Origin of the sequence: Pseudomonas sp. SWRI99 (genome assembly GCF_014270125.1) — a bacterium.
GTDB lineage: Bacteria > Pseudomonadota > Gammaproteobacteria > Pseudomonadales > Pseudomonadaceae > Aquipseudomonas > Aquipseudomonas hamedanensis.
The window spans coordinates 71,681-89,951 of sequence record NZ_JABWQR010000022.1 but is presented as its reverse complement, the minus strand read 5'-3'; the positions used below and the strand labels follow the sequence as shown (position 1 = coordinate 89,951).

General features: G+C 60.1%; 15 protein-coding genes. 12 read left to right on the top strand and 3 right to left on the bottom strand.

Annotation, left to right across the window (positions count from 1 at the left end; genetic code table 11):
- Positions 1-273 precede the first annotated feature (273 nt).
- The 4 genes from HU743_RS18575 to HU743_RS18560 all read left to right on the top strand — a co-directional run bounded on the left by HU743_RS18575 (position 274) and on the right by HU743_RS18560 (position 5,157).
- Positions 274-756, top strand: a complete 483-nt coding sequence (locus HU743_RS18575) for a MarR family transcriptional regulator (protein WP_186635001.1) — start codon at positions 274-276, stop codon at positions 754-756.
- Positions 746-2,215, top strand: a complete 1,470-nt coding sequence (locus HU743_RS18570; protein ID WP_186650388.1) for an efflux transporter outer membrane subunit — start codon at positions 746-748, stop codon at positions 2,213-2,215. Before HU743_RS18575 ends, HU743_RS18570 begins: the two co-directional genes overlap by 11 nt.
- A gap of 15 nt (positions 2,216-2,230) precedes the next feature.
- Positions 2,231-3,433: an HlyD family efflux transporter periplasmic adaptor subunit gene (locus tag HU743_RS18565; protein ID WP_186650386.1), complete on the top strand. Its 1,203-nt coding sequence runs from the start codon at positions 2,231-2,233 to the stop codon at positions 3,431-3,433.
- 194 nt (positions 3,434-3,627) lie between these two features.
- Positions 3,628-5,157 carry a DHA2 family efflux MFS transporter permease subunit gene (locus HU743_RS18560; RefSeq protein WP_186650384.1) on the top strand — a complete coding sequence of 510 codons (1,530 nt, stop codon included), beginning with the start codon at positions 3,628-3,630 and terminating at the stop codon, positions 5,155-5,157.
- Between the two features lie 120 nt (positions 5,158-5,277).
- Here the strand turns inward: HU743_RS18560 and lpxH are convergent, their stop codons facing one another.
- The gene (gene lpxH / locus HU743_RS18555) at positions 5,278-6,030 is read right to left on the bottom strand and encodes a UDP-2,3-diacylglucosamine diphosphatase (RefSeq protein ID WP_186650381.1); all 753 of its coding nucleotides are present in this window, start codon (positions 6,028-6,030) and stop codon (positions 5,278-5,280) included.
- On the bottom strand, positions 6,027-6,533 hold the full coding sequence (locus tag HU743_RS18550; protein ID WP_186650379.1) for a peptidylprolyl isomerase: 507 nt from the start codon (positions 6,531-6,533) through the stop codon (positions 6,027-6,029). The genes lpxH and HU743_RS18550 overlap by 4 nt, the downstream gene beginning before the upstream one ends.
- Before the next feature lie 251 nt (positions 6,534-6,784).
- Here HU743_RS18550 and HU743_RS18545 point away from each other — a divergent pair, with 251 nt between their 5' ends.
- Both HU743_RS18545 and cysS read left to right on the top strand, forming a co-directional pair.
- Positions 6,785-8,482 (top strand): glutamine--tRNA ligase/YqeY domain fusion protein, encoded by a 1,698-nt coding sequence (locus HU743_RS18545; RefSeq protein WP_186650377.1) that lies wholly within the window; start codon positions 6,785-6,787, stop codon positions 8,480-8,482.
- Positions 8,483-8,500: 18 nt separating this feature from the next.
- Positions 8,501-9,883 (top strand): cysteine--tRNA ligase, encoded by a 1,383-nt coding sequence (gene cysS / locus HU743_RS18540; protein WP_186650376.1) that lies wholly within the window; start codon positions 8,501-8,503, stop codon positions 9,881-9,883.
- Positions 9,884-10,092: 209 nt separating this feature from the next.
- On the opposite strand, the gene HU743_RS18535 is transcribed toward cysS, so the two are convergent.
- Complete coding sequence (locus HU743_RS18535) at positions 10,093-11,928, bottom strand: sigma-54-dependent Fis family transcriptional regulator (protein ID WP_186650373.1); 1,836 nt, start codon at positions 11,926-11,928, stop codon at positions 10,093-10,095.
- A gap of 386 nt (positions 11,929-12,314) precedes the next feature.
- Here HU743_RS18535 and HU743_RS18530 point away from each other — a divergent pair, with 386 nt between their 5' ends.
- From HU743_RS18530 to HU743_RS18505, 6 genes are read left to right on the top strand one after another with little or no spacing between them, the layout of a single operon-like run.
- Positions 12,315-13,409, top strand: a complete 1,095-nt coding sequence (locus tag HU743_RS18530) for an ABC transporter ATP-binding protein (protein ID WP_186650371.1) — start codon at positions 12,315-12,317, stop codon at positions 13,407-13,409.
- Complete coding sequence (locus HU743_RS18525) at positions 13,409-14,521, top strand: ABC transporter ATP-binding protein (RefSeq protein ID WP_186549943.1); 1,113 nt, start codon at positions 13,409-13,411, stop codon at positions 14,519-14,521. Before HU743_RS18530 ends, HU743_RS18525 begins: the two co-directional genes overlap by 1 nt.
- Positions 14,518-15,384 carry a sugar ABC transporter permease gene (locus HU743_RS18520; RefSeq protein ID WP_007912484.1) on the top strand — a complete coding sequence of 289 codons (867 nt, stop codon included), beginning with the start codon at positions 14,518-14,520 and terminating at the stop codon, positions 15,382-15,384. The genes HU743_RS18525 and HU743_RS18520 overlap by 4 nt, the downstream gene beginning before the upstream one ends.
- 9 nt (positions 15,385-15,393) lie before the next feature.
- On the top strand, positions 15,394-16,194 hold the full coding sequence (locus HU743_RS18515) for a carbohydrate ABC transporter permease (protein ID WP_186650369.1): 801 nt from the start codon (positions 15,394-15,396) through the stop codon (positions 16,192-16,194).
- Between the two features lie 10 nt (positions 16,195-16,204).
- On the top strand, positions 16,205-16,477 hold the full coding sequence (locus tag HU743_RS18510) for a DUF2160 domain-containing protein (protein ID WP_038861868.1): 273 nt from the start codon (positions 16,205-16,207) through the stop codon (positions 16,475-16,477).
- A 47-nt stretch (positions 16,478-16,524) separates the two neighbouring features.
- Positions 16,525-18,267 (top strand): ABC transporter substrate-binding protein, encoded by a 1,743-nt coding sequence (locus HU743_RS18505; RefSeq protein WP_186650367.1) that lies wholly within the window; start codon positions 16,525-16,527, stop codon positions 18,265-18,267.
- The last annotated feature ends 4 nt before the right edge of the window (positions 18,268-18,271 follow it).

Sequence of the window (18,271 nt, the reverse complement as noted above, 5' to 3'; positions counted from 1 at the left end):
TTGTAGGAGTGAGCCTGCTCGCGATGAGGCCATCAGCCGCACCATTGATGGTGAATGAAAGGATGCCATCGCGAGCAGGCTCACTCCTACACTGAAAATGCGTTCCCCTTGTGGGAGCTGGCTTGCCAGCGATGGCGTCCGGCGCCGCGCCGCAAAAACCAAGCCTACTGATCAACTAATTACCAAGCCCCCTAACTATTGCGTTGACATTCGCTGCCTAAGCAGTAACATCTCGACATACTTTCACTGCCTAGGCAGTTATTAGGTGGACACATGAAGCATTTCACCCCCGACGAATTCAAACATTGCCACCTCGGCCTGTTGCTTGGCCGTGCCGCGTTGCTCAAGGACCGGATCATTGACACCCATATGGAACCGCACGGCATCACCGCCGCGCAGTTCAAGGTGTTGATCATCATGGCCCAGTTCGGCGTCGACACCCCGGCCGAGCTGTGCCGGCATCTGTCGCTGGACAGCGGTTCGATGACGCGCATGCTCGATCGTCTGGAGCAGAAAGGTTTCCTGATCCGCCAGCGCAGCGAAGGCGACCGGCGTCAGGTGCAACTGAAACTGACCGAGCAGGGCCAGCAACTGGCCGATCGTCTGCCGTACATCGGCGCCGACGCGATGAACGAGCTGGCCGGCGCCATCTCCCGCGATGAGCTGAAAACCCTCGAATACATCCTCAAGAAAATCCTCCTGGCGGCCGGCGACCCGATCACCGTCCAGCGTTTAGGTGAACACAATGAGCGCTAAAACCTTGCGCAGCAGCCTGACGCTGCTGCTGTCGGCGATGATCCTCGCCGGTTGCGCCAACTACAGTGGCCTCGACACCGAAGGTCAGCGCCTCGACGCGGCGAAGCTTGAGACAGCGCAGTCTCTGCAGGGCGTCAACCTGTCGCCGGCGGCCTGGCCGAAGAGCGACTGGTGGAGCAGCCTCGGCGATCCGCAACTCGACGGCTTGATCCGCGAAGCCCTGCACGACAGCCCGGACATGCAGATCGCCGAAGCCCGCGCCCATCAGGCCAGTGCCGCGGCGTATGCCGCCGATGCCGAACGCTATCCGACCCTCGACGCCAGCGCCGGCATCAGCCGTTCGCGTCTGGCCCGCGATCAGGATCCGCGGGGGCAGGGCGGTGCCTATGCGACGGTGCGCAATGTCAGCGCCGGCTTCAATTACAACTTCGATTTGTGGGGCGGTCAGCGCGACGCCTGGGAAGCCGCGTTGGGCGAGGCTCGCGCTGCTGAAGTCGATCGTCAGGCCGCACAGCTGACGCTCGCCGCTGACGTCGCCCGTGCGTATAGCGATCTCGGTCAGGCGCACATCGTTTATGACCTCGCCAGCGAGGACCTCAAACGTACCCGACAAATGCTTGACCTCAGTCAGCGCCGCTTGAGTTCAGGGATCGATAGCCAGTACCAGTTTCAGCAAACCCAGAGTCTGGAAGCCAGTTCTCAGGCCAGCCTGATCGACGCGGAAAAACACCTGAACAGCGCGAAAATCGCCTTGGCCGTATTACTCGGCAAAGGCCCGGATCGCGGTAACGAAATCGCCCGGCCGAAAGTGCTGCAAGCCAGCGCAGTGGCGGTGCCGTCGGTGTTGCCGGCGGAACTGCTCGGTCGCCGCCCGGATCTGGTCGCGGCGCGCTGGCGTGTCGAAGCGGCGAGCAAAGATATCGACGCGGCGAAAACCCGTTTCTATCCCAATCTCAACCTGTCGGCCTCGGCCGGCGCCGAGTCGTTGTTGGGGGATGCGATGTTCGGTTCCGCCAGTCGCTTCTTCAACATCGCGCCGACCGTGTCGCTGCCGATCTTCGATGGCGGACGCCTGCGCGCCAACCTCGATGCCCGCGATGCCGATTACGATCTGGCGGTGGCGCAGTACAACAAAAGTCTGGTGAAAGCCCTCGGCGATGTTGGCGACACGATCAACCAGTTGCGTGATATCGGTCGACAGATCGGTGCGCAGCAACACGCCACCGACATCGCTCAGGATTCTTACAACACCGTCGTCCAGCGTTACGGTTCCGGCATCGGCAACTACCTGGACGTGCTCAGCATCGAGCAGCAATTGCTCCAGGCCCAGCGCCAACTGGCGACCCTCAATGCCGAGCAGATCGACCTGTCGATTCAACTGATGCAAGCGCTGGGCGGCGGCTTCCAGGGTGAAAGCCTGACCGCAGCCAACGCCAGCCCAGCCACGCCGCACCCCTAATTCAAGGTATTTGTCATGGCCACTGCCGAAAACACCCAAGCTCAAGACAACACCCCGGACACCGGTAACCCGCGCAAACGCAAAGTGCTGTTGCTGACCCTCGCCGTTGTGGTCGCACTCGCCTGCGCCGGCGTCTGGGCCTATCACGAGTTCATCGGACGCTTTAACGAAAGCACCGATGATGCCTACGTCAACGGCAACGTGGTGGAGATCACGCCGCTGGTCACCGGCACCGTGGTCAGCATCGGTGCCGATGACGGCGACCTGGTTCATGAAGGCCAGGTACTGGTCAACTTCGACCCCAACGATGCCGAAGTCGGCCTGCAAAGTGCCAAGGCCAAACTGGCGCGCACCGTGCGTCAGGTGCGCGGCTTGTACAGCAATGTTGACGGCATGAAGGCCCAGGTCAACGCGCAACAGGCCGAAGTGCAGAAGGCCCAGGACAACTACAACCGGCGGAAGAATCTGGCCCAGGGCGGGGCGATTTCCCAGGAAGAGCTGTCCCACGCCCGCGATGACCTGACCTCGGCGCAGAACGCCTTGGCCAACGCCAAACAGCAACTGAAAACCACCAGCGCACTGGTCGACGACACCGTGGTCTCGTCGCATCCGGATGTGATGTCCGCCGCTGCCGATCTGCGTCAGGCCTACCTGACCAATGCCCGCAGCACCTTGATCGCGCCGGTCACCGGTTACGTCGCCAAACGCACCGTGCAGCTCGGTCAGCGCGTGCAGCCGGGCACCGCGCTGATGGCGGTGATTCCGCTGGATCAGTTGTGGATCGACGCCAACTTCAAGGAAACCCAACTGCGTGACATGCGCATCGGCCAGCCGGTCGATATCGAGGCTGATATCTACGGCAGCGACGTGAAATACAGCGGCACCGTCGACAGCCTCGGCGCCGGTACCGGCAGCGCGTTTGCCTTGCTGCCGGCGCAGAACACCACCGGTAACTGGATCAAGATTGTGCAGCGCGTGCCGGTGCGCATTCACATCAATGCCGAAGAGTTGGCCAAGCACCCATTGCGCGTGGGTCTGTCGACCAACGTTGAAGTGAATCTGCACGATCAGAGCGGCCCGGTGCTGGCGCAGCAACCACCGCAAAAGGCCTCGTTCAGCACCAACGTCTACGACCGCCAACTGGCCGAAGCGGACGCGATGATTGCGCAGCTGATTCACGACAACAGCGCTGCGACGGACAAGACCGCGCAGCGCTGACACCCCATGAATCTATGTGCGGACCCTTGTGGCGAGGGAGCTTGCTCCCGCTCGGCTGCGAAGCAGTCGCAAAGCTGTCGGGGCCGCTTCGCGCCCCAGCGGGAGCAAGCTCCCTCGCCACAGAAAGCCTGTTCTCTTATGGGCGGCTGTGTCTCTAACAGCCGCAGCGCCAACCCGGTTTCATAGGATTCACCATGAGCAATAACGCTTCTTTCACGCCGCCCAGCCTGTTGCTCAGCACCATCGGTCTGTCGCTGGCGACGTTCATGCAAGTACTCGACACGACCATCGCCAACGTGGCACTGCCAACGATTTCCGGCAACCTCGGCGTGAGTTCGGAGCAGGGCACCTGGGTCATCACTTCGTTCGCCGTGAGCAACGCGATTGCGCTGCCGCTTACCGGTTGGCTCAGCCGCCGCTTCGGCGAGGTGAAGCTGTTTCTGTGGGCGACCATGCTGTTTGTGCTGGCCTCGTTTCTCTGCGGTATCTCGACCTCGATGCCCGAGCTGATTGGCTTTCGTGTGTTGCAGGGTCTCGTCGCCGGGCCGCTGTACCCGATGACGCAAACCCTGTTGATTGCGGTATATCCGCCGGCGAAGCGCGGGATGGCCTTGGCGTTATTGGCGATGGTCACGGTGGTCGCGCCGATTGCCGGGCCCATTCTCGGTGGCTGGATCACCGACAGTTACAGCTGGCCGTGGATTTTCTTTATCAACGTGCCGATCGGTATCTTTGCGGTGATGGTGGTGCGTTCGCAACTGGCGAAACGGCCGGTGATGACCAGTCGCCAGCCAATGGATTACGTCGGGCTGATCACGCTGATCATCGGCGTCGGTGCGTTGCAGGTTATCCTCGACAAGGGCAATGACCTGGACTGGTTTGAGTCGAACTTCATCATCGTCGGCGCGGCGATATCTGTGGTGGCGCTGGCGGTGTTCGTGATCTGGGAAATGACCGACCGCCATCCGGTGGTCAACCTGCGCCTGTTCGCCTATCGCAATTTCCGTATCGGCACGCTGGTGCTGGTGTTGGGTTACGCCGGTTTCTTCGGCATCAACCTGATCCTGCCGCAGTGGCTGCAAACGCAAATGGGCTACACCGCGACCTGGGCCGGTCTGGCCGTGGCACCGATCGGTATTTTGCCGGTGCTGCTGTCGCCATTTGTCGGCAAGTACGCGCACAAGTTCGACCTGCGTCTGCTCGCCGGCATTGCGTTTCTGGCGATTGGCCTGAGTTGCTTCATGCGCGCCGAGTTCACCAATGAGGTCGATTTCCAGCACATCGCCCTGGTGCAGTTGTTCATGGGTATCGGCGTGGCGCTGTTCTTCATGCCGACCCTGAGCATTCTGATGTCGGACTTGCCGCCCAGTCAGATTGCCGATGGCGCGGGTCTGGCGACGTTCCTGCGCACGTTGGGCGGCAGCTTTGCGGCGTCGCTGACGACGTGGATCTGGATTCGCCGGGCCGATCAGCATCATGCCTACATGAGCGAGAGCATCAGCACGTTCGAGCCGGCGACGCGCGAGACCTTGAATACGCTGGGCGGGGCGAGTCAGTCGGCGTATGCGCAGATGGATCAGATTCTGACCAGTCAGGCGTACATGTTGTCGACCGTGGATTACTTCACGCTGCTCGGGTGGGGGTTCATGGGTTTGATCTTGATCGTGTGGCTGGCGAAGCCGCCGTTTGCGGCGAAGGCCGGGCCGGCCGCGTCCGGACATTAAGGCAACACATAACCTGTGGGAGCGGGCTTGCGCGCGATGGCGGATTTTCAGTCAACAGAGATGTTGAATGTGATGGCCTCATCGCGGGCAAGCCCGCTCCCACAGGGATAGCAGTGATCCTTAGGCGCTCGGGGCGGGCAGGGCAGGAGGCGGGGCAAAATCGAACGGCGCCAGCGCGTACCCGCTCTCATCCACCTGCAACGCCCAGCCCTGACGATCCCAATCGCCCAGAACAATCCGCTTCGCCGCCTGCTCACCGAGCTGCAACTTGTGAATCGCCGGGCGGTGGGTGTGCCCGTGAATCAGGGTTTTCACCCCGAACGCCTGCATGATCCGCGGAATTTCCTCCGGCGTGACGTCGACGATGTCATTGGCCTTCATCCGCACCTGCGCCCGGCTTTCGTTGCGCAGTTTGCGCGCCAGTGTGTGCCGGGTACGCAAGGGCAGGTTGCGCAGGATGAACAGGGTGATCGGGTTACGCAGGTAGCGGCGCAGCTTCATATAGCCGACGTCGCGGGTGCACAGGCTGTCGCCGTGCATCAGCAGCACTGGCTCGCCGTAGAACTGCACGACACTTGGGTCCTTCAACAGCGTGCAGCCGGCCTCTTTGCAGAACGCCTTGCCGAGCATGAAGTCGCGATTGCCGTGCATCAGAAAGATGGCCGTGCCGCTGTCGCTCAAATCGCGCAGGGCCTGGCAGATGGAACGCTGAAAGGGCGTCATGGCGTCATCGCCAATCCACGCCTCGAAAAAGTCGCCAAGGATGTACAACGCACTCGCCGAGCGGGCGCGTCCGGCGAGCAAATCCAGAAACGCCCGGGTAATGTCCGGGCGCTCCTCTTCCAGATGCAAGTCTGAAATCAGCAATATCACGCTTCGATGATCTCGGCTTTCTCGATGATCACGTCGTCAGCAGGTACGTCCTGGTGGCCGGCCTTGGAAGTGGTCGACACGCCTTTGATCTTGTCGACAACGTCGGTGCCTTCGGTGACTTTACCGAATACCGCGTAGCCCCAGCCCTGCACATTCTTGCCGCTGTGGTTGAGGAAGGTGTTGTCGGCAACGTTGATGAAAAACTGCGCCGAAGCCGAATGCGGCTCCATGGTGCGGGCCATGGCGACGGTGTACTTGTCGTTGGAAAGACCGTTGTCCGCTTCGTTCTGGATGCTTGGACGCTTGTCTTTCTTTTCTTTCATGCCTGGCTCGAAACCGCCGCCCTGGATCATGAAGTTACCGATGACACGGTGGAAAACGGTGTTTTCGTAGTGACCGGCCTTCACGTATTCGATGAAGTTGGCAACGGTGATCGGCGCCTTTTCAGCGTTCAGTTCGATGACGATGTCGCCATGGTTGGTGGTCAGTTTGACTTGAGTCATGGTCATTACTCTGTATAGGGAATTCGTGGTTTTCCGACACCTGGCCCGAAAACCGGTTCAGCCTGCTTCGGCCAAGGTGCGCAGTTTAGCGTGACAGGCGCGAATTTCGAGGCGGTTTTTCATTTCGCGGTGATTAAATGCATGCCTTTATAGGACCTGCTCTGTCAGGCCCTTGACAGCATCGGCTATGATAGCGGCTTTGTTTTGTCTGGCCCCTCTTTGCGGCCGCGCACATGTAAGTCAAGGATCCTATGAGCAAGCCCACTGTCGACCCTACCTCGAATGCCAAGTCCGGCCCTGCCGTGCCGGTCAACTTCCTGCGGCCGATCATCCAGGCAGACCTGGACTCGGGCAAGCACACCCAGATCGTGACCCGCTTCCCGCCGGAGCCCAACGGCTACCTGCACATCGGCCACGCCAAGTCGATCTGCGTGAACTTCGGCCTGGCCCAGGAGTTCGGTGGCGTCACGCACCTGCGTTTCGACGACACCAACCCGGCCAAGGAAGATCAGGAATACATCGACGCGATCAAAAGCGACGTGCAGTGGCTGGGCTTCGAATGGGCAGGCGAAGTGCGCTACGCCTCGCAGTATTTCGACCAGTTGCACGACTGGGCGGTCGAGTTGATCAAGACCGGCAAGGCCTACGTCGATGACCTGACCCCCGAGCAGGCCAAGGAATACCGTGGCAGCCTGACCGAGCCGGGCAAGAACAGCCCGTTCCGTGACCGTTCGGTTGAGGAAAACCTCGACCTGTTCGCGCGCATGAAGGCCGGCGAATTCCCGGACGGCGCTCGCGTACTTCGCGCGAAGATCGACATGGCTTCGCCGAACATGAACCTGCGCGACCCGATCATGTACCGCATTCGCCACGCCCATCACCACCAGACCGGTGACAAGTGGTGCATCTACCCGAACTACGACTTCACTCACGGTCAGTCGGACGCCATCGAAGGCATCACCCACTCGATCTGCACCCTGGAGTTCGAAAGCCATCGTCCGCTGTACGAGTGGTTCCTCGACGCACTGCCAGTGCCAGCGCACCCGCGCCAGTACGAATTCAGCCGTCTGAACCTCAACTACACGATCACCAGCAAGCGCAAGCTCAAGCAACTGGTTGACGAAAAGCACGTCAATGGCTGGGACGATCCGCGCATGTCCACGCTGTCGGGCTTCCGCCGCCGTGGCTACACACCAAAATCGATCCGCAACTTCTGCGAAATGATCGGCACCAACCGTTCCGACGGCGTGGTTGACTTCGGCATGCTCGAATTCAGCATCCGTGACGACCTCGACCACAGCGCACCGCGCGCGATGTGCGTGCTGCGTCCGCTGAAAGTGGTCATCACCAATTATCCGGAAGGCCAGGTCGAAAACCTCGAACTGCCACGCCACCCGAAAGAAGACATGGGCGTGCGCGCGTTGCCGTTCGCCCGGGAAATCTACATCGACCGTGAAGATTTCATGGAAGAGCCGCCGAAGGGCTACAAACGCCTGGAACCGGCCGGTGAAGTGCGTCTGCGCGGCAGCTACGTGATCCGTGCCGACGAGGCGATCAAGGACGCCGACGGCAACATCGTCGAACTGCGTTGCTCATACGACCCGGACACCCTCGGCAAGAACCCGGAAGGCCGCAAGGTCAAAGGCGTGATCCACTGGGTGCCGGCCGCCGCCAGCGTCGAGTGCGAAGTGCGTCTGTACGATCGCCTGTTCCGTTCGCCGAACCCGGAAAAGGCCGAAGACAGCGCCAGTTTCCTCGACAACATCAACCCTGACTCGCTGCAAGTGCTGACCGGTTGTCGCGCTGAGCCATCGCTCGGCAACGCCCAGCCTGAAGACCGTTTCCAGTTCGAGCGCGAAGGTTACTTCGTCGCTGATTTGAAGGACTCGAAACCCGGTCAGCCGGTATTCAACCGTACTGTGACCCTGCGTGATTCGTGGGGCCAGTGAGTGAGTCAAGGAACTAACGTGCTAACGATCTACAACACGCTCACCAAGAGCAAAGAAGTCTTCAAGCCGCTGGATGGCAACAAGGTGCGCATGTACGTCTGCGGGATGACCGTGTACGACTACTGCCACCTCGGCCACGGCCGCAGCATGGTCGCGTTCGACCTGGTGACGCGCTGGTTGCGCTTCAGCGGTTATGACCTGACCTACGTGCGCAACATCACCGACATCGACGACAAGATCATCAATCGTGCCCGCGACAACGGTGAATCGTTCGAAGCGCTGACCGAGCGCATGATCGCCGCGATGCACGAAGACGAAGCGCGCCTGAATATCAAAAAGCCGGACATGGAACCGCGCGCCACCGATCATATCGCTGGCATGCACGCGATGATCCAGACCCTGATCGACAAGGGCTACGCTTACGCACCGGGCAATGGCGACGTGTACTACCGCGTCGCCAAATTCATGGGCTACGGCAAGCTGTCGCGCAAGAAGATCGAAGACCTGCGCATTGGCGCACGCATCGAAGTCGACGAGTCGAAAGAAGACCCGCTCGATTTCGTGCTCTGGAAAGCCGCCAAGCCGGGCGAGCCGAGCTGGGAATCGCCATGGGGCGCCGGGCGTCCGGGCTGGCACATCGAGTGCTCGGTCATGTCGACCTGCTGCCTCGGCGAGACCTTCGACATTCATGGCGGCGGCAGCGACCTGGAGTTCCCGCACCACGAAAACGAAATCGCCCAGAGCGAAGCGGCTACCGGCAAGACGTACGCCAACGCGTGGATGCATTGCGGGATGATTCGCATCAATGGCGAGAAGATGTCCAAGTCGTTGAACAACTTCTTCACCATCCGCGACGTGCTCGACAAGTACCACCCGGAAGTCGTGCGCTACCTGCTGGTGTCGAGCCACTACCGCAGCGCGATCAACTACTCGGAAGACAACCTCAAGGACGCCAAGGGCGCACTGGAGCGTTTCTACCACGCGCTGAAAGGTCTGCCGAGCGTTGCACCGGCGGGCGGCGAAGCGTTCGTCGAGCGTTTCACCACGGTGATGAACGACGACTTCGGCACCCCCGAAGCGTGCGCCGTGCTGTTCGAGATGGTGCGCGAGATCAACCGTCTGCGTGAGAGCGATCTTGATGCAGCGGCCGGTCTGGCGGCGCGCTTGAAAGAACTGGCGAGTGTGTTGGGCGTGTTGCAGCTCGAGGCCGATGACTTCCTGCAGGCGGGCGCCGAAGGGCGTGTCGATGCGGCAGAAGTGGATGCGTTGATTGCCGCGCGTCTGGCGGCTCGGGCGGGTAAGGATTGGGCCGAGTCGGACCGGATTCGTGATCAGCTCACGGCGATGGGTGTGGTGCTGGAAGATGGCAAGGGTGGTACGACCTGGCGTCTGGCGGACTGATATAAAGGCGAAAAGCCCCTAACCATGATCGTTCCCACGCTCTGCGTGGGAATGCCTCAACGGACGCTCCGCGTTCGGCTCTGTAGGGACGCGGAGCGTCCCGGGCTGCATTCCTTTGCTGCGCATGGGAACGATCGAACGATCAATAAACGACACAAATCCCCTGTGGGAGCGAGCCTGCTCGCGAAGAGGCCCTTGAGGTCACCTTATCATTCAGCCTGCCGCAACCGTTTATAGAGGGTATTGCGACTCACCCCCAACCGCCGCGCCAGATGCGAAATATTCCCCCCAGCCGCCTTCAACTCCCGATTCAACGCGTCAACATCATTCAAATCCAGCCCCAGCGGCGGCGCCGTCTCCACCGGCTCCATCTCCAGATCGACAAAAAAATCATCCGGCAAATGCTCCGGCCGCACCGGTTGTTCTTCGGCCATGGCCAACGCCACCTGCATCACACTGCTGACCTGACGCAAATTCCCCGGCCACGGATGCTTTTCAAACAATTCCAGTACCTCTGGGCTCAGCCCCGCCCATTGCGTCGGCTCGCGATGCTGCTCCCACAGTCGCTTGAACAACGCCTGTTTATCACTGCGCTCACGCAGCGGCGGCAGTTCCAGGGTCAGGCCGCCGATGCGGTAATACAGATCTTCACGGAAGCGGCCCAACTGCACTTGCTCGCGCAACGAGCGATTGGTCGCCGAGATAATTCGCAGATCCACCGGGAACAATTCGCTGCTGCCCACCGGTTGCACGCAACGTTCCTGCAACACTCGCAACAGGCGCGCCTGGGTTGGCAGCGGCATATCGCCGATCTCATCGAGGAACAGCGTGCCTTTGTCGGCCTTGCGGATCAGGCCGATGCTGCCTTTCTGGTTGGCGCCGGTAAACGCGCCTTTCTCGTAGCCAAACAATTCAGATTCGACCAGTTCGGCGGGGATCGCTGCGCAGTTCACCGCTATGAATGCCTGTTTGCTTCGCGAGCTGGCCTGATGCAGGGCTTTGACGAAGACTTCCTTGCCGACGCCGGTTTCGCCGTGAATCAACAACGGAATGTCTTTTTCCAGCAAGCGTTCGGCCTGGCGCACGGCTTTTTCCACGCGACTGTCGCCGAAATGCAGCGTATTGAGGCTGATCGCACTGGCTGACGCAGGCTTGTCTTCGGCGGCAAACACCCGCGCCTGAACCGGCGCCTGTTTCGGTCGTTTCAACAAGCATTGAAAACGGTTGCGCCCGGAAGTCTGCAAGGCAAACGGCAAGCCTTCGGGCTGATTGATCAGCTCCAGCAGCGAGACCTTGAACAGACTTTCGACGCTGACCCGTGACAGGCGCACACCGAGCAAGTTGTCGGCGCGGCGATTGGCCGACAGCACCTGACCGCTCTCATCGAAAATCAACAACCCGGCCCATTGGCTGTCGAGGTTGTTCAAACCGGTGTTGAAGGTCAGTTGAAAATGCTGGCCATGAAACAGGTTGAGGATCAACCGGTTCTCCACGGTCTGGCTCATCATTTTGACCATGCCGAGGGTGTGCGAGGGCGGCAGGTAGCTGTCGCTGGACACATCCAGCACGGCGATGACCTTGCGCTCGGCATCGAAAATCGGCGCGGCGGAGCCGGTCATGAAGCGGTTGGCCTTGAGAAAATGCTCGTCGTGTTCGATGTGCACTGCCTGTTCGCAGGCCAGCGCAGTGCCGATCGCATTGGTGCCGCTGCTGCGTTCCATCCAGCTCGCCCCGGCCTGAAAGCCCCGCGCCAGGTTCGGCTCGATAAACCGCTGGGTGCCCCACGAAGTCAGCACCTGACCCTGATTGTCGGCGAGCATGATCAGGCAATTGGAGTTGCTGAGGATGTTTTCGTAATAGGGCAGGACCTCTTGGTGGGTGGTCTGCACCAGCGAATGATGACTGTCGAGCAGGCGCGCAATGCCGGCCGCAGGCAATTGATCGAAGGCCGGTGTGCTCTGATGGTCGAGACCGAACGCGCGGCAACGTTGCCAGGAAGTCTGGACGATCGCGTCGTGGGACAGCGGCGAAGCAGGTGCGGCCATGGGGGCGAGCCTCTGAGTGCAGCGATTTTATTATTGTTATGAACCCGAATCCTGAGAGCCACGCAGACCACCTGTGGGAGCGAGCTTGCTCGCGAATGGGGCGTATCAGTCACCAAATGGGTTGAATGACACACCGTATTCGCGAGCAAGCTCGCTCCCACATTGTATCTGCGGCGCTCAGACAATCCGGGCAAAAAGCGCTTATAGAGTGTTGTTCACTATTGTTCATTGTCAATCACCCCACTGTTCAAAAGTGTTCAGCTGTGAACGCTCATTCACTGCCTGATCGGCGATTTTCATGCCAAATCAACCACTTGCCATTTCTGGCACGAATGTCGCTCTGTTGCTTCGGTCGCTTGACTCCAAAAAATAAAAAAGGCCGAGCCATGTCACTCACCCTGGAGCACGTCAGCCGTACCGTCGAGGGCCAGATCTGGATCGACGATGCGTGCCTGAAATTCGAACCCGGATCCTTCAACGTCTTGCTCGGGCGCACCCTGTCCGGCAAAACCAGTCTGATGCGCCTGATGGCCGGTCTGGACAAGCCCGACAGCGGTCGCGTGCTGATGAACGGCGTCGATGTCACCCAGCGCCCGGTGCGGCTGCGCAATGTGTCGATGGTCTATCAGCAGTTCATCAATTATCCGACCATGACGGTGTTCGAGAACATCGCCTCGCCGCTGCGCCAGGCCGGTATCGCCAAAGAGATCATCCACAGCAAGGTGCAGGAAACCGCACGCATGCTGCGCATCGAGAAGTTCTTGCAGCGCTATCCGCTGGAACTCTCCGGCGGTCAGCAGCAGCGCACGGCCATGGCCCGCGCGCTGGTCAAGGACGCCGAACTGATCCTCTTCGATGAGCCTCTGGTCAACCTTGACTACAAGCTGCGCGAAGAGCTGCGCCAGGAGATGCGCGAGCTGTTCAAGGCGCGCCACACCATCGCCATCTACGCCACCACCGAGCCCAACGAAGCGCTGGCCCTCGGCGGCACCACGACCATCCTGCACGAAGGCCGGGTGATCCAGAGTGGGCCGTCGACCGAGGTGTATCACCAGCCGCAATCGGTGCTGGCGGCTGAATTGTTCTCCGAGCCGCCGATCAACCTGATGCCCGGGCGCATCGCCGGCAACGAAGTCAGCTTTGCCAACTTCGTACACTTCCCGTTGAACGTTGACTTGCGCCCGGTGGGCGAGGGCGAGTTCCGTTTCGGCGTACGCCCCAGCCATATCTCGCTGGTGCCGAGCAACGACGACGATCTTGAGTTGGCCGTGACCGTTGAAGTCGCCGAGATCAGCGGTTCGGAAACCTTCCTGCACGTGCGCAACGAGCATTTCTTGCTGGTGTTGCACCTGCCTGGGGTTCACGAATACGACGTCGATGCGCCGATCCGCATTTATATCCCGACCCATAAACTGTTCGTTTTCGATGCGCAGGGCCGTCTGGTGCAAGCACCTGGCCGGCGTGTCGCGAGGGTTGCCTGATGGCCGAAATCCGATTGCAGCACCTCGCCCACAGTTACAGCAAAACCCCGAGCGGCGCGGAAGATTATGCGATCCGCGAAATGGACCACATCTGGGAGCAGGGCGGGGCGTATGCCTTGCTCGGTCCGTCCGGATGCGGCAAGTCGACCTTGCTCAACATCATTTCCGGCCTGCTCAGCCCTTCACAGGGCCACGTGCTGTTCGATGGCAAAGCGGTCAACGACCTGACCCCGGAGAAGCGCAACATCGCTCAGGTTTTCCAGTTTCCGGTGGTCTACGACACCATGACCGTGTTCGATAACCTCGCCTTTCCCCTGCGAAATCAGGGCATGGCCGAGGCGAAAGTGCACAGCAAGGTGCAGGAAATTGCCGAAGTGCTCGACCTGCAGAATCTGTTGAGCAAAAAGGCGCGCAACCTCACCGCCGATGAAAAACAGAAAGTCTCGATGGGTCGTGGTCTGGTGCGCGACGATGTTTCGGCAATCCTCTTCGACGAGCCGCTGACGGTGATCGACCCGCATCTGAAGTGGAAGCTGCGGCGCAAGCTCAAGCAGATCCACGAGCAGTTCAACATCACCATGGTCTACGTCACCCACGATCAGCTGGAAGCCTCGACCTTTGCCGACAAGATTGCGGTGATGTACGGCGGTCAGATCGTTCAGTTCGGTACGCCACGGGAATTGTTCGAGCGGCCGAGCCACACCTTTGTCGGCTATTTCATCGGCAGCCCGGGGATGAATCTGATTGAGGTGCAGGCGCAACCCGGCGGCGTCGGTTTCGCCTCGACCCACCTGCCCCTGTCCGACGCCATGCAGCGTCATATCGAGCACGGTCAGTGGAAAAATCTGAAGGTCGGCATCCGTCCCGAGTTTATTCATGTCTGGGACGAGCCGTTTGACGATGCGATGCAGGCAAAAGTCGTACACGTCGAAGACCTCGGCACCTACAAGATCATGACTCTCAACCTCGATGGTGCGCCGTTGAAGGTACGTCTGGCAGAAGACAAACCGGTGCCGCAGGGCACGGCGTACATCAGTTTCCCGGCGCAGTGGCTGATGGTCTATGCCGATGAATTTTTGCTGGAAGTCAGCGACGAGGAGGCGCAGCCATGAACAAGGTGCAGAACAACAAGGCCTGGTGGCTGGTGTTGCCGGTATTTCTGCTGGTGGCGTTCAGCGCGGTGATCCCGATGATGACCGTGGTCAATTATTCGGTGCAGGACATCTTCGACCAGTCCAGCCGCTACTTCGTCGGTGCCGACTGGTACAAGCAGGTACTGCTTGACCCGCGTTTGCACGATTCGCTGCTGCGCCAGTTCATCTATTCGGCCTGCGTGCTGCTGATCGAAATCCCGCTGGGCATCGCCGTCGCGCTGACCATGCCGACCAAGGGCCGCTGGTCCTCAGTGGTGCTGATCATTCTGGCGATTCCGCTGCTGATCCCGTGGAACGTGGTCGGCACCATCTGGCAAATCTTCGGCCGCGCCGACATCGGCCTGCTCGGCTCCAGCCTCAACGCGATGGGCATCAGCTACAACTACGCGGCCAATACCATGGACGCCTGGGTGACCGTGTTGGTGATGGACGTCTGGCACTGGACTTCGCTGGTCGCGCTGCTGTGTTTCTCCGGTTTGCGGGCCATTCCCGACGTGTATTACCAGGCTGCACGGATTGATCGGGCCTCGGCCTGGGCGGTGTTCCGCCACATTCAACTGCCCAAGCTGAAGAGCGTGCTGCTGATCGCCGTGATGCTGCGCTTCATGGACAGCTTCATGATCTACACCGAGCCGTTCGTGCTCACCGGCGGCGGGCCGGGTAATGCCACGACCTTCTTGAGTCAGACGTTGACGCAGATGGCCGTAGGGCAATTCGACCTCGGTCCGGCAGCGGCGTTTTCGCTGGTGTACTTCCTGATCATTCTGTTGGTGTCCTGGCTGTTCTATACCGCCATGACGCACTCCGACGCCAACCGCTGAGGCCCGGCCATGAGCAAGAGAAAGCTGATTCCGTTGCTGATCTACATCCTGTTCCTGCTGGTGCCGATCTACTGGCTGCTGAACATGTCGTTCAAAAGCAACACCGAAATCCTCGGCGGCCTGACGCTGTTTCCGCAGGCTTTCACGCTGGCGAACTACAAAGTGATCTTCACTGATCCGAGCTGGTACACCGGCTATCTGAACTCGCTGTATTACGTCAGCTTGAACACGGTGATTTCCCTGAGCGTGGCGTTACCGGCGGCTTACGCGTTTTCACGCTATCGTTTCCTCGGCGACAAGCACCTGTTCTTCTGGCTGTTGACCAATCGCATGGCGCCGCCGGCGGTGTTTTTGCTGCCGTTCTTCCAGTTGTATTCGTCAATCGGTCTGTTTGACACGCACATCGCCGTGGCCTTGGCGCACTGCCTGTTCAACGTACCGCTGGCGGTGTGGATTCTTGAAGGGTTCATGTCCGGCGTGCCTAAGGAGATTGACGAAACGGCTTACATCGACGGCTACAGTTTTCCCAAGTTCTTCGTGAAGATTTTCATCCCGTTGATTGGCTCCGGCATCGGTGTCACGGCGTTTTTCTGCTTCATGTTTTCTTGGGTCGAACTGCTGTTGGCGCGCACGCTGACCTCGGTCAACGCCAAGCCGATTGCGGCGGTAATGACGCGAACGGTGTCGGCATCGGGGATCGATTGGGGCGTGCTGGCAGCGGCGGGGGTGTTGACCATCCTGCCGGGCATGCTGGTGATCTGGTTTGTACGCAACCACGTGGCCAAGGGCTTTGCCCTCGGTCGAGTCTGAGGAGCTGATGATGGAATGGATGAGCTGGACGACACCGACCGCGGCGTTCTTCATCGGCATCGGTCTGATTCTGGTGGGTATGACCACCTGGGAATTGCGCTCGCCGAGCATTCTGCGGCGCGGGTTTTTGCCGATTGCCACCACCCGTGGCGATCGCTTGTTTATCGGTCTTCTCGGCAGCGCCTACCTGCATCTGCTGGTAATCGGCGTCACCGACTGGAGCATCTGGGTGGCGTCCGCGTTGTCCCTGGTGTGGCTGTTGGCTGTGATGCGTTGGGGCTAGTCGAATCGTTCGGCAACGCGGCTCCACAACTTAAACAGGAGGTCTCTATGTTCGATAAAAACAATAAGCTGCGACATAGCATTTCATTGGCAGCCATGCTGGCACTCAGCGGTTTGAGCGCATCTGCCTGGGCCGACGCCTATGAAGATGCTGCGAAAAAGTGGATCGGCAACGAGTTCAAGCCCTCGACCCTGACGGCCGAACAGCAGCTCGAAGAATTGAAGTGGTTCATCAAGGCCGCCGAGCCGTTTCGCGGCATGGACATCAAGGTCGTTTCCGAGACCCTGACCACCCACGAATACGAGTCCAAAGTGCTGGCCAAGGCCTTCAGCGAAATCACCGGAATCAAGCTCACCCACGACTTGCTGCAGGAAGGCGACGTGGTCGAGAAAATGCAGACAGTGATGCAGTCGGACAAGAACATCTATGACGGCTGGGTCAATGACTCCGACCTGATCGGTACGCACTTTCGCTACGGCAAGACCGAATCGATCACCGACCTGATGGCCAACGAGGGCAAGAACTTCACCTCGCCGACTCTCGACCTCAAGGACTTCATCGGTATCTCCTTCACCACCGCGCCGGACGGCAAAATCTATCAATTGCCCGACCAGCAATTCGCCAACCTGTACTGGTTCCGTGCCGACTGGTTTGAGCGCGCCGATCTGAAAGCCAAGTTCAAGGAAAAGTACGGTTACGAGCTGGGCGTACCGGTGAACTGGTCGGCCTATGAAGACATCGCCAAATTCTTCAGCGAAGACGTCAAGGAAATCGACGGCAAACGCGTTTACGGGCACATGGATTACGGCAAGAAAGACCCGTCGCTGGGCTGGCGCTTCACCGATGCCTGGTTCTCCATGGCTGGCGGCGGCGATAAGGGCATTCCCAACGGTTTGCCGGTGGACGAGTGGGGCATTCGCGTCGAAGACTGCCACCCGGTCGGCTCCAGCGTGACCCGCGGCGGCGACACCAACGGCCCGGCGGCAGTGTTCGCGACCACCAAATACGTCGACTGGTTGAAGAAGTACGCGCCACCGGAAGCGGCCGGCATGACCTTCTCCGAGTCTGGCCCGGTGCCGTCGCAAGGCAACATCGCTCAGCAGATCTTCTGGTACACCGCGTTCACCGCCGACATGACCAAACCGGGCTTGCCGGTGGTCAATTCCGACGGCACGCCGAAATGGCGCATGGCGCCTTCGCCGCGCGGGCCGTACTGGGAAGAGGGCATGAAGCTCGGTTATCAGGACGTAGGGTCATGGACGTTCATGAAGTCCACGCCTGAGAAACAGAAACTGGCGGCGTGGCTGTACGCGCAGTTCGTCACGTCGAAAACCGTCTCGCTGAAGAAAACCATCGTCGGTCTGACGCCGATCCGTGAGTCGGACATCAACTCCCAGGCGATGACCGATCTGGCACCGAAGCTCGGCGGCCTGGTCGAGTTCTACCGCAGCCCGGCCCGCGTGCAATGGACCCCGACGGGGACCAACGTGCCGGACTATCCGCGTCTGGCCCAGTTGTGGTGGAGCCACATCGCCGAAGCGGCCAGCGGCGAGAAGACTCCGCAACAGGCGCTTGATGGCCTGGCCAAGGATCAGGACCGCATCATGGAACGCCTCGAACGCTCCAAGGCTCAGGCAGTTTGTGCTCCGAAGATGAACCCGGAGCGCGATGCTCAGTATTGGTTCGATCAGCCGGGCGCACCGAAACCGAAACTGGCGAACGAGAAGCCGAAAGGTGAAACCGTGAGTTACAGCGAACTGCTGAAATCGTGGGCGGATGCGCGTAAGTGACGGT

Coding starts and splice junctions, on each gene's coding strand:
- HU743_RS18565 (WP_186650386.1), top strand. CDS start 2,231: ATGGCCACTGCCGAAAACACCCAAGCTCAAGACAACACCCCGGACACC.
- HU743_RS18550 (WP_186650379.1), bottom strand. CDS start 6,533: ATGACTCAAGTCAAACTGACCACCAACCATGGCGACATCGTCATCGAA.
- HU743_RS18520 (WP_007912484.1), top strand. CDS start 14,518: ATGAACAAGGTGCAGAACAACAAGGCCTGGTGGCTGGTGTTGCCGGTA.
- HU743_RS18530 (WP_186650371.1), top strand. CDS start 12,315: ATGTCACTCACCCTGGAGCACGTCAGCCGTACCGTCGAGGGCCAGATC.
- HU743_RS18525 (WP_186549943.1), top strand. CDS start 13,409: ATGGCCGAAATCCGATTGCAGCACCTCGCCCACAGTTACAGCAAAACC.
- HU743_RS18510 (WP_038861868.1), top strand. CDS start 16,205: ATGGAATGGATGAGCTGGACGACACCGACCGCGGCGTTCTTCATCGGC.
- HU743_RS18505 (WP_186650367.1), top strand. CDS start 16,525: ATGTTCGATAAAAACAATAAGCTGCGACATAGCATTTCATTGGCAGCC.
- HU743_RS18575 (WP_186635001.1), top strand. CDS start 274: ATGAAGCATTTCACCCCCGACGAATTCAAACATTGCCACCTCGGCCTG.
- HU743_RS18535 (WP_186650373.1), bottom strand. CDS start 11,928: ATGGCCGCACCTGCTTCGCCGCTGTCCCACGACGCGATCGTCCAGACT.
- HU743_RS18570 (WP_186650388.1), top strand. CDS start 746: ATGAGCGCTAAAACCTTGCGCAGCAGCCTGACGCTGCTGCTGTCGGCG.
- HU743_RS18560 (WP_186650384.1), top strand. CDS start 3,628: ATGAGCAATAACGCTTCTTTCACGCCGCCCAGCCTGTTGCTCAGCACC.
- HU743_RS18515 (WP_186650369.1), top strand. CDS start 15,394: ATGAGCAAGAGAAAGCTGATTCCGTTGCTGATCTACATCCTGTTCCTG.
- HU743_RS18545 (WP_186650377.1), top strand. CDS start 6,785: ATGAGCAAGCCCACTGTCGACCCTACCTCGAATGCCAAGTCCGGCCCT.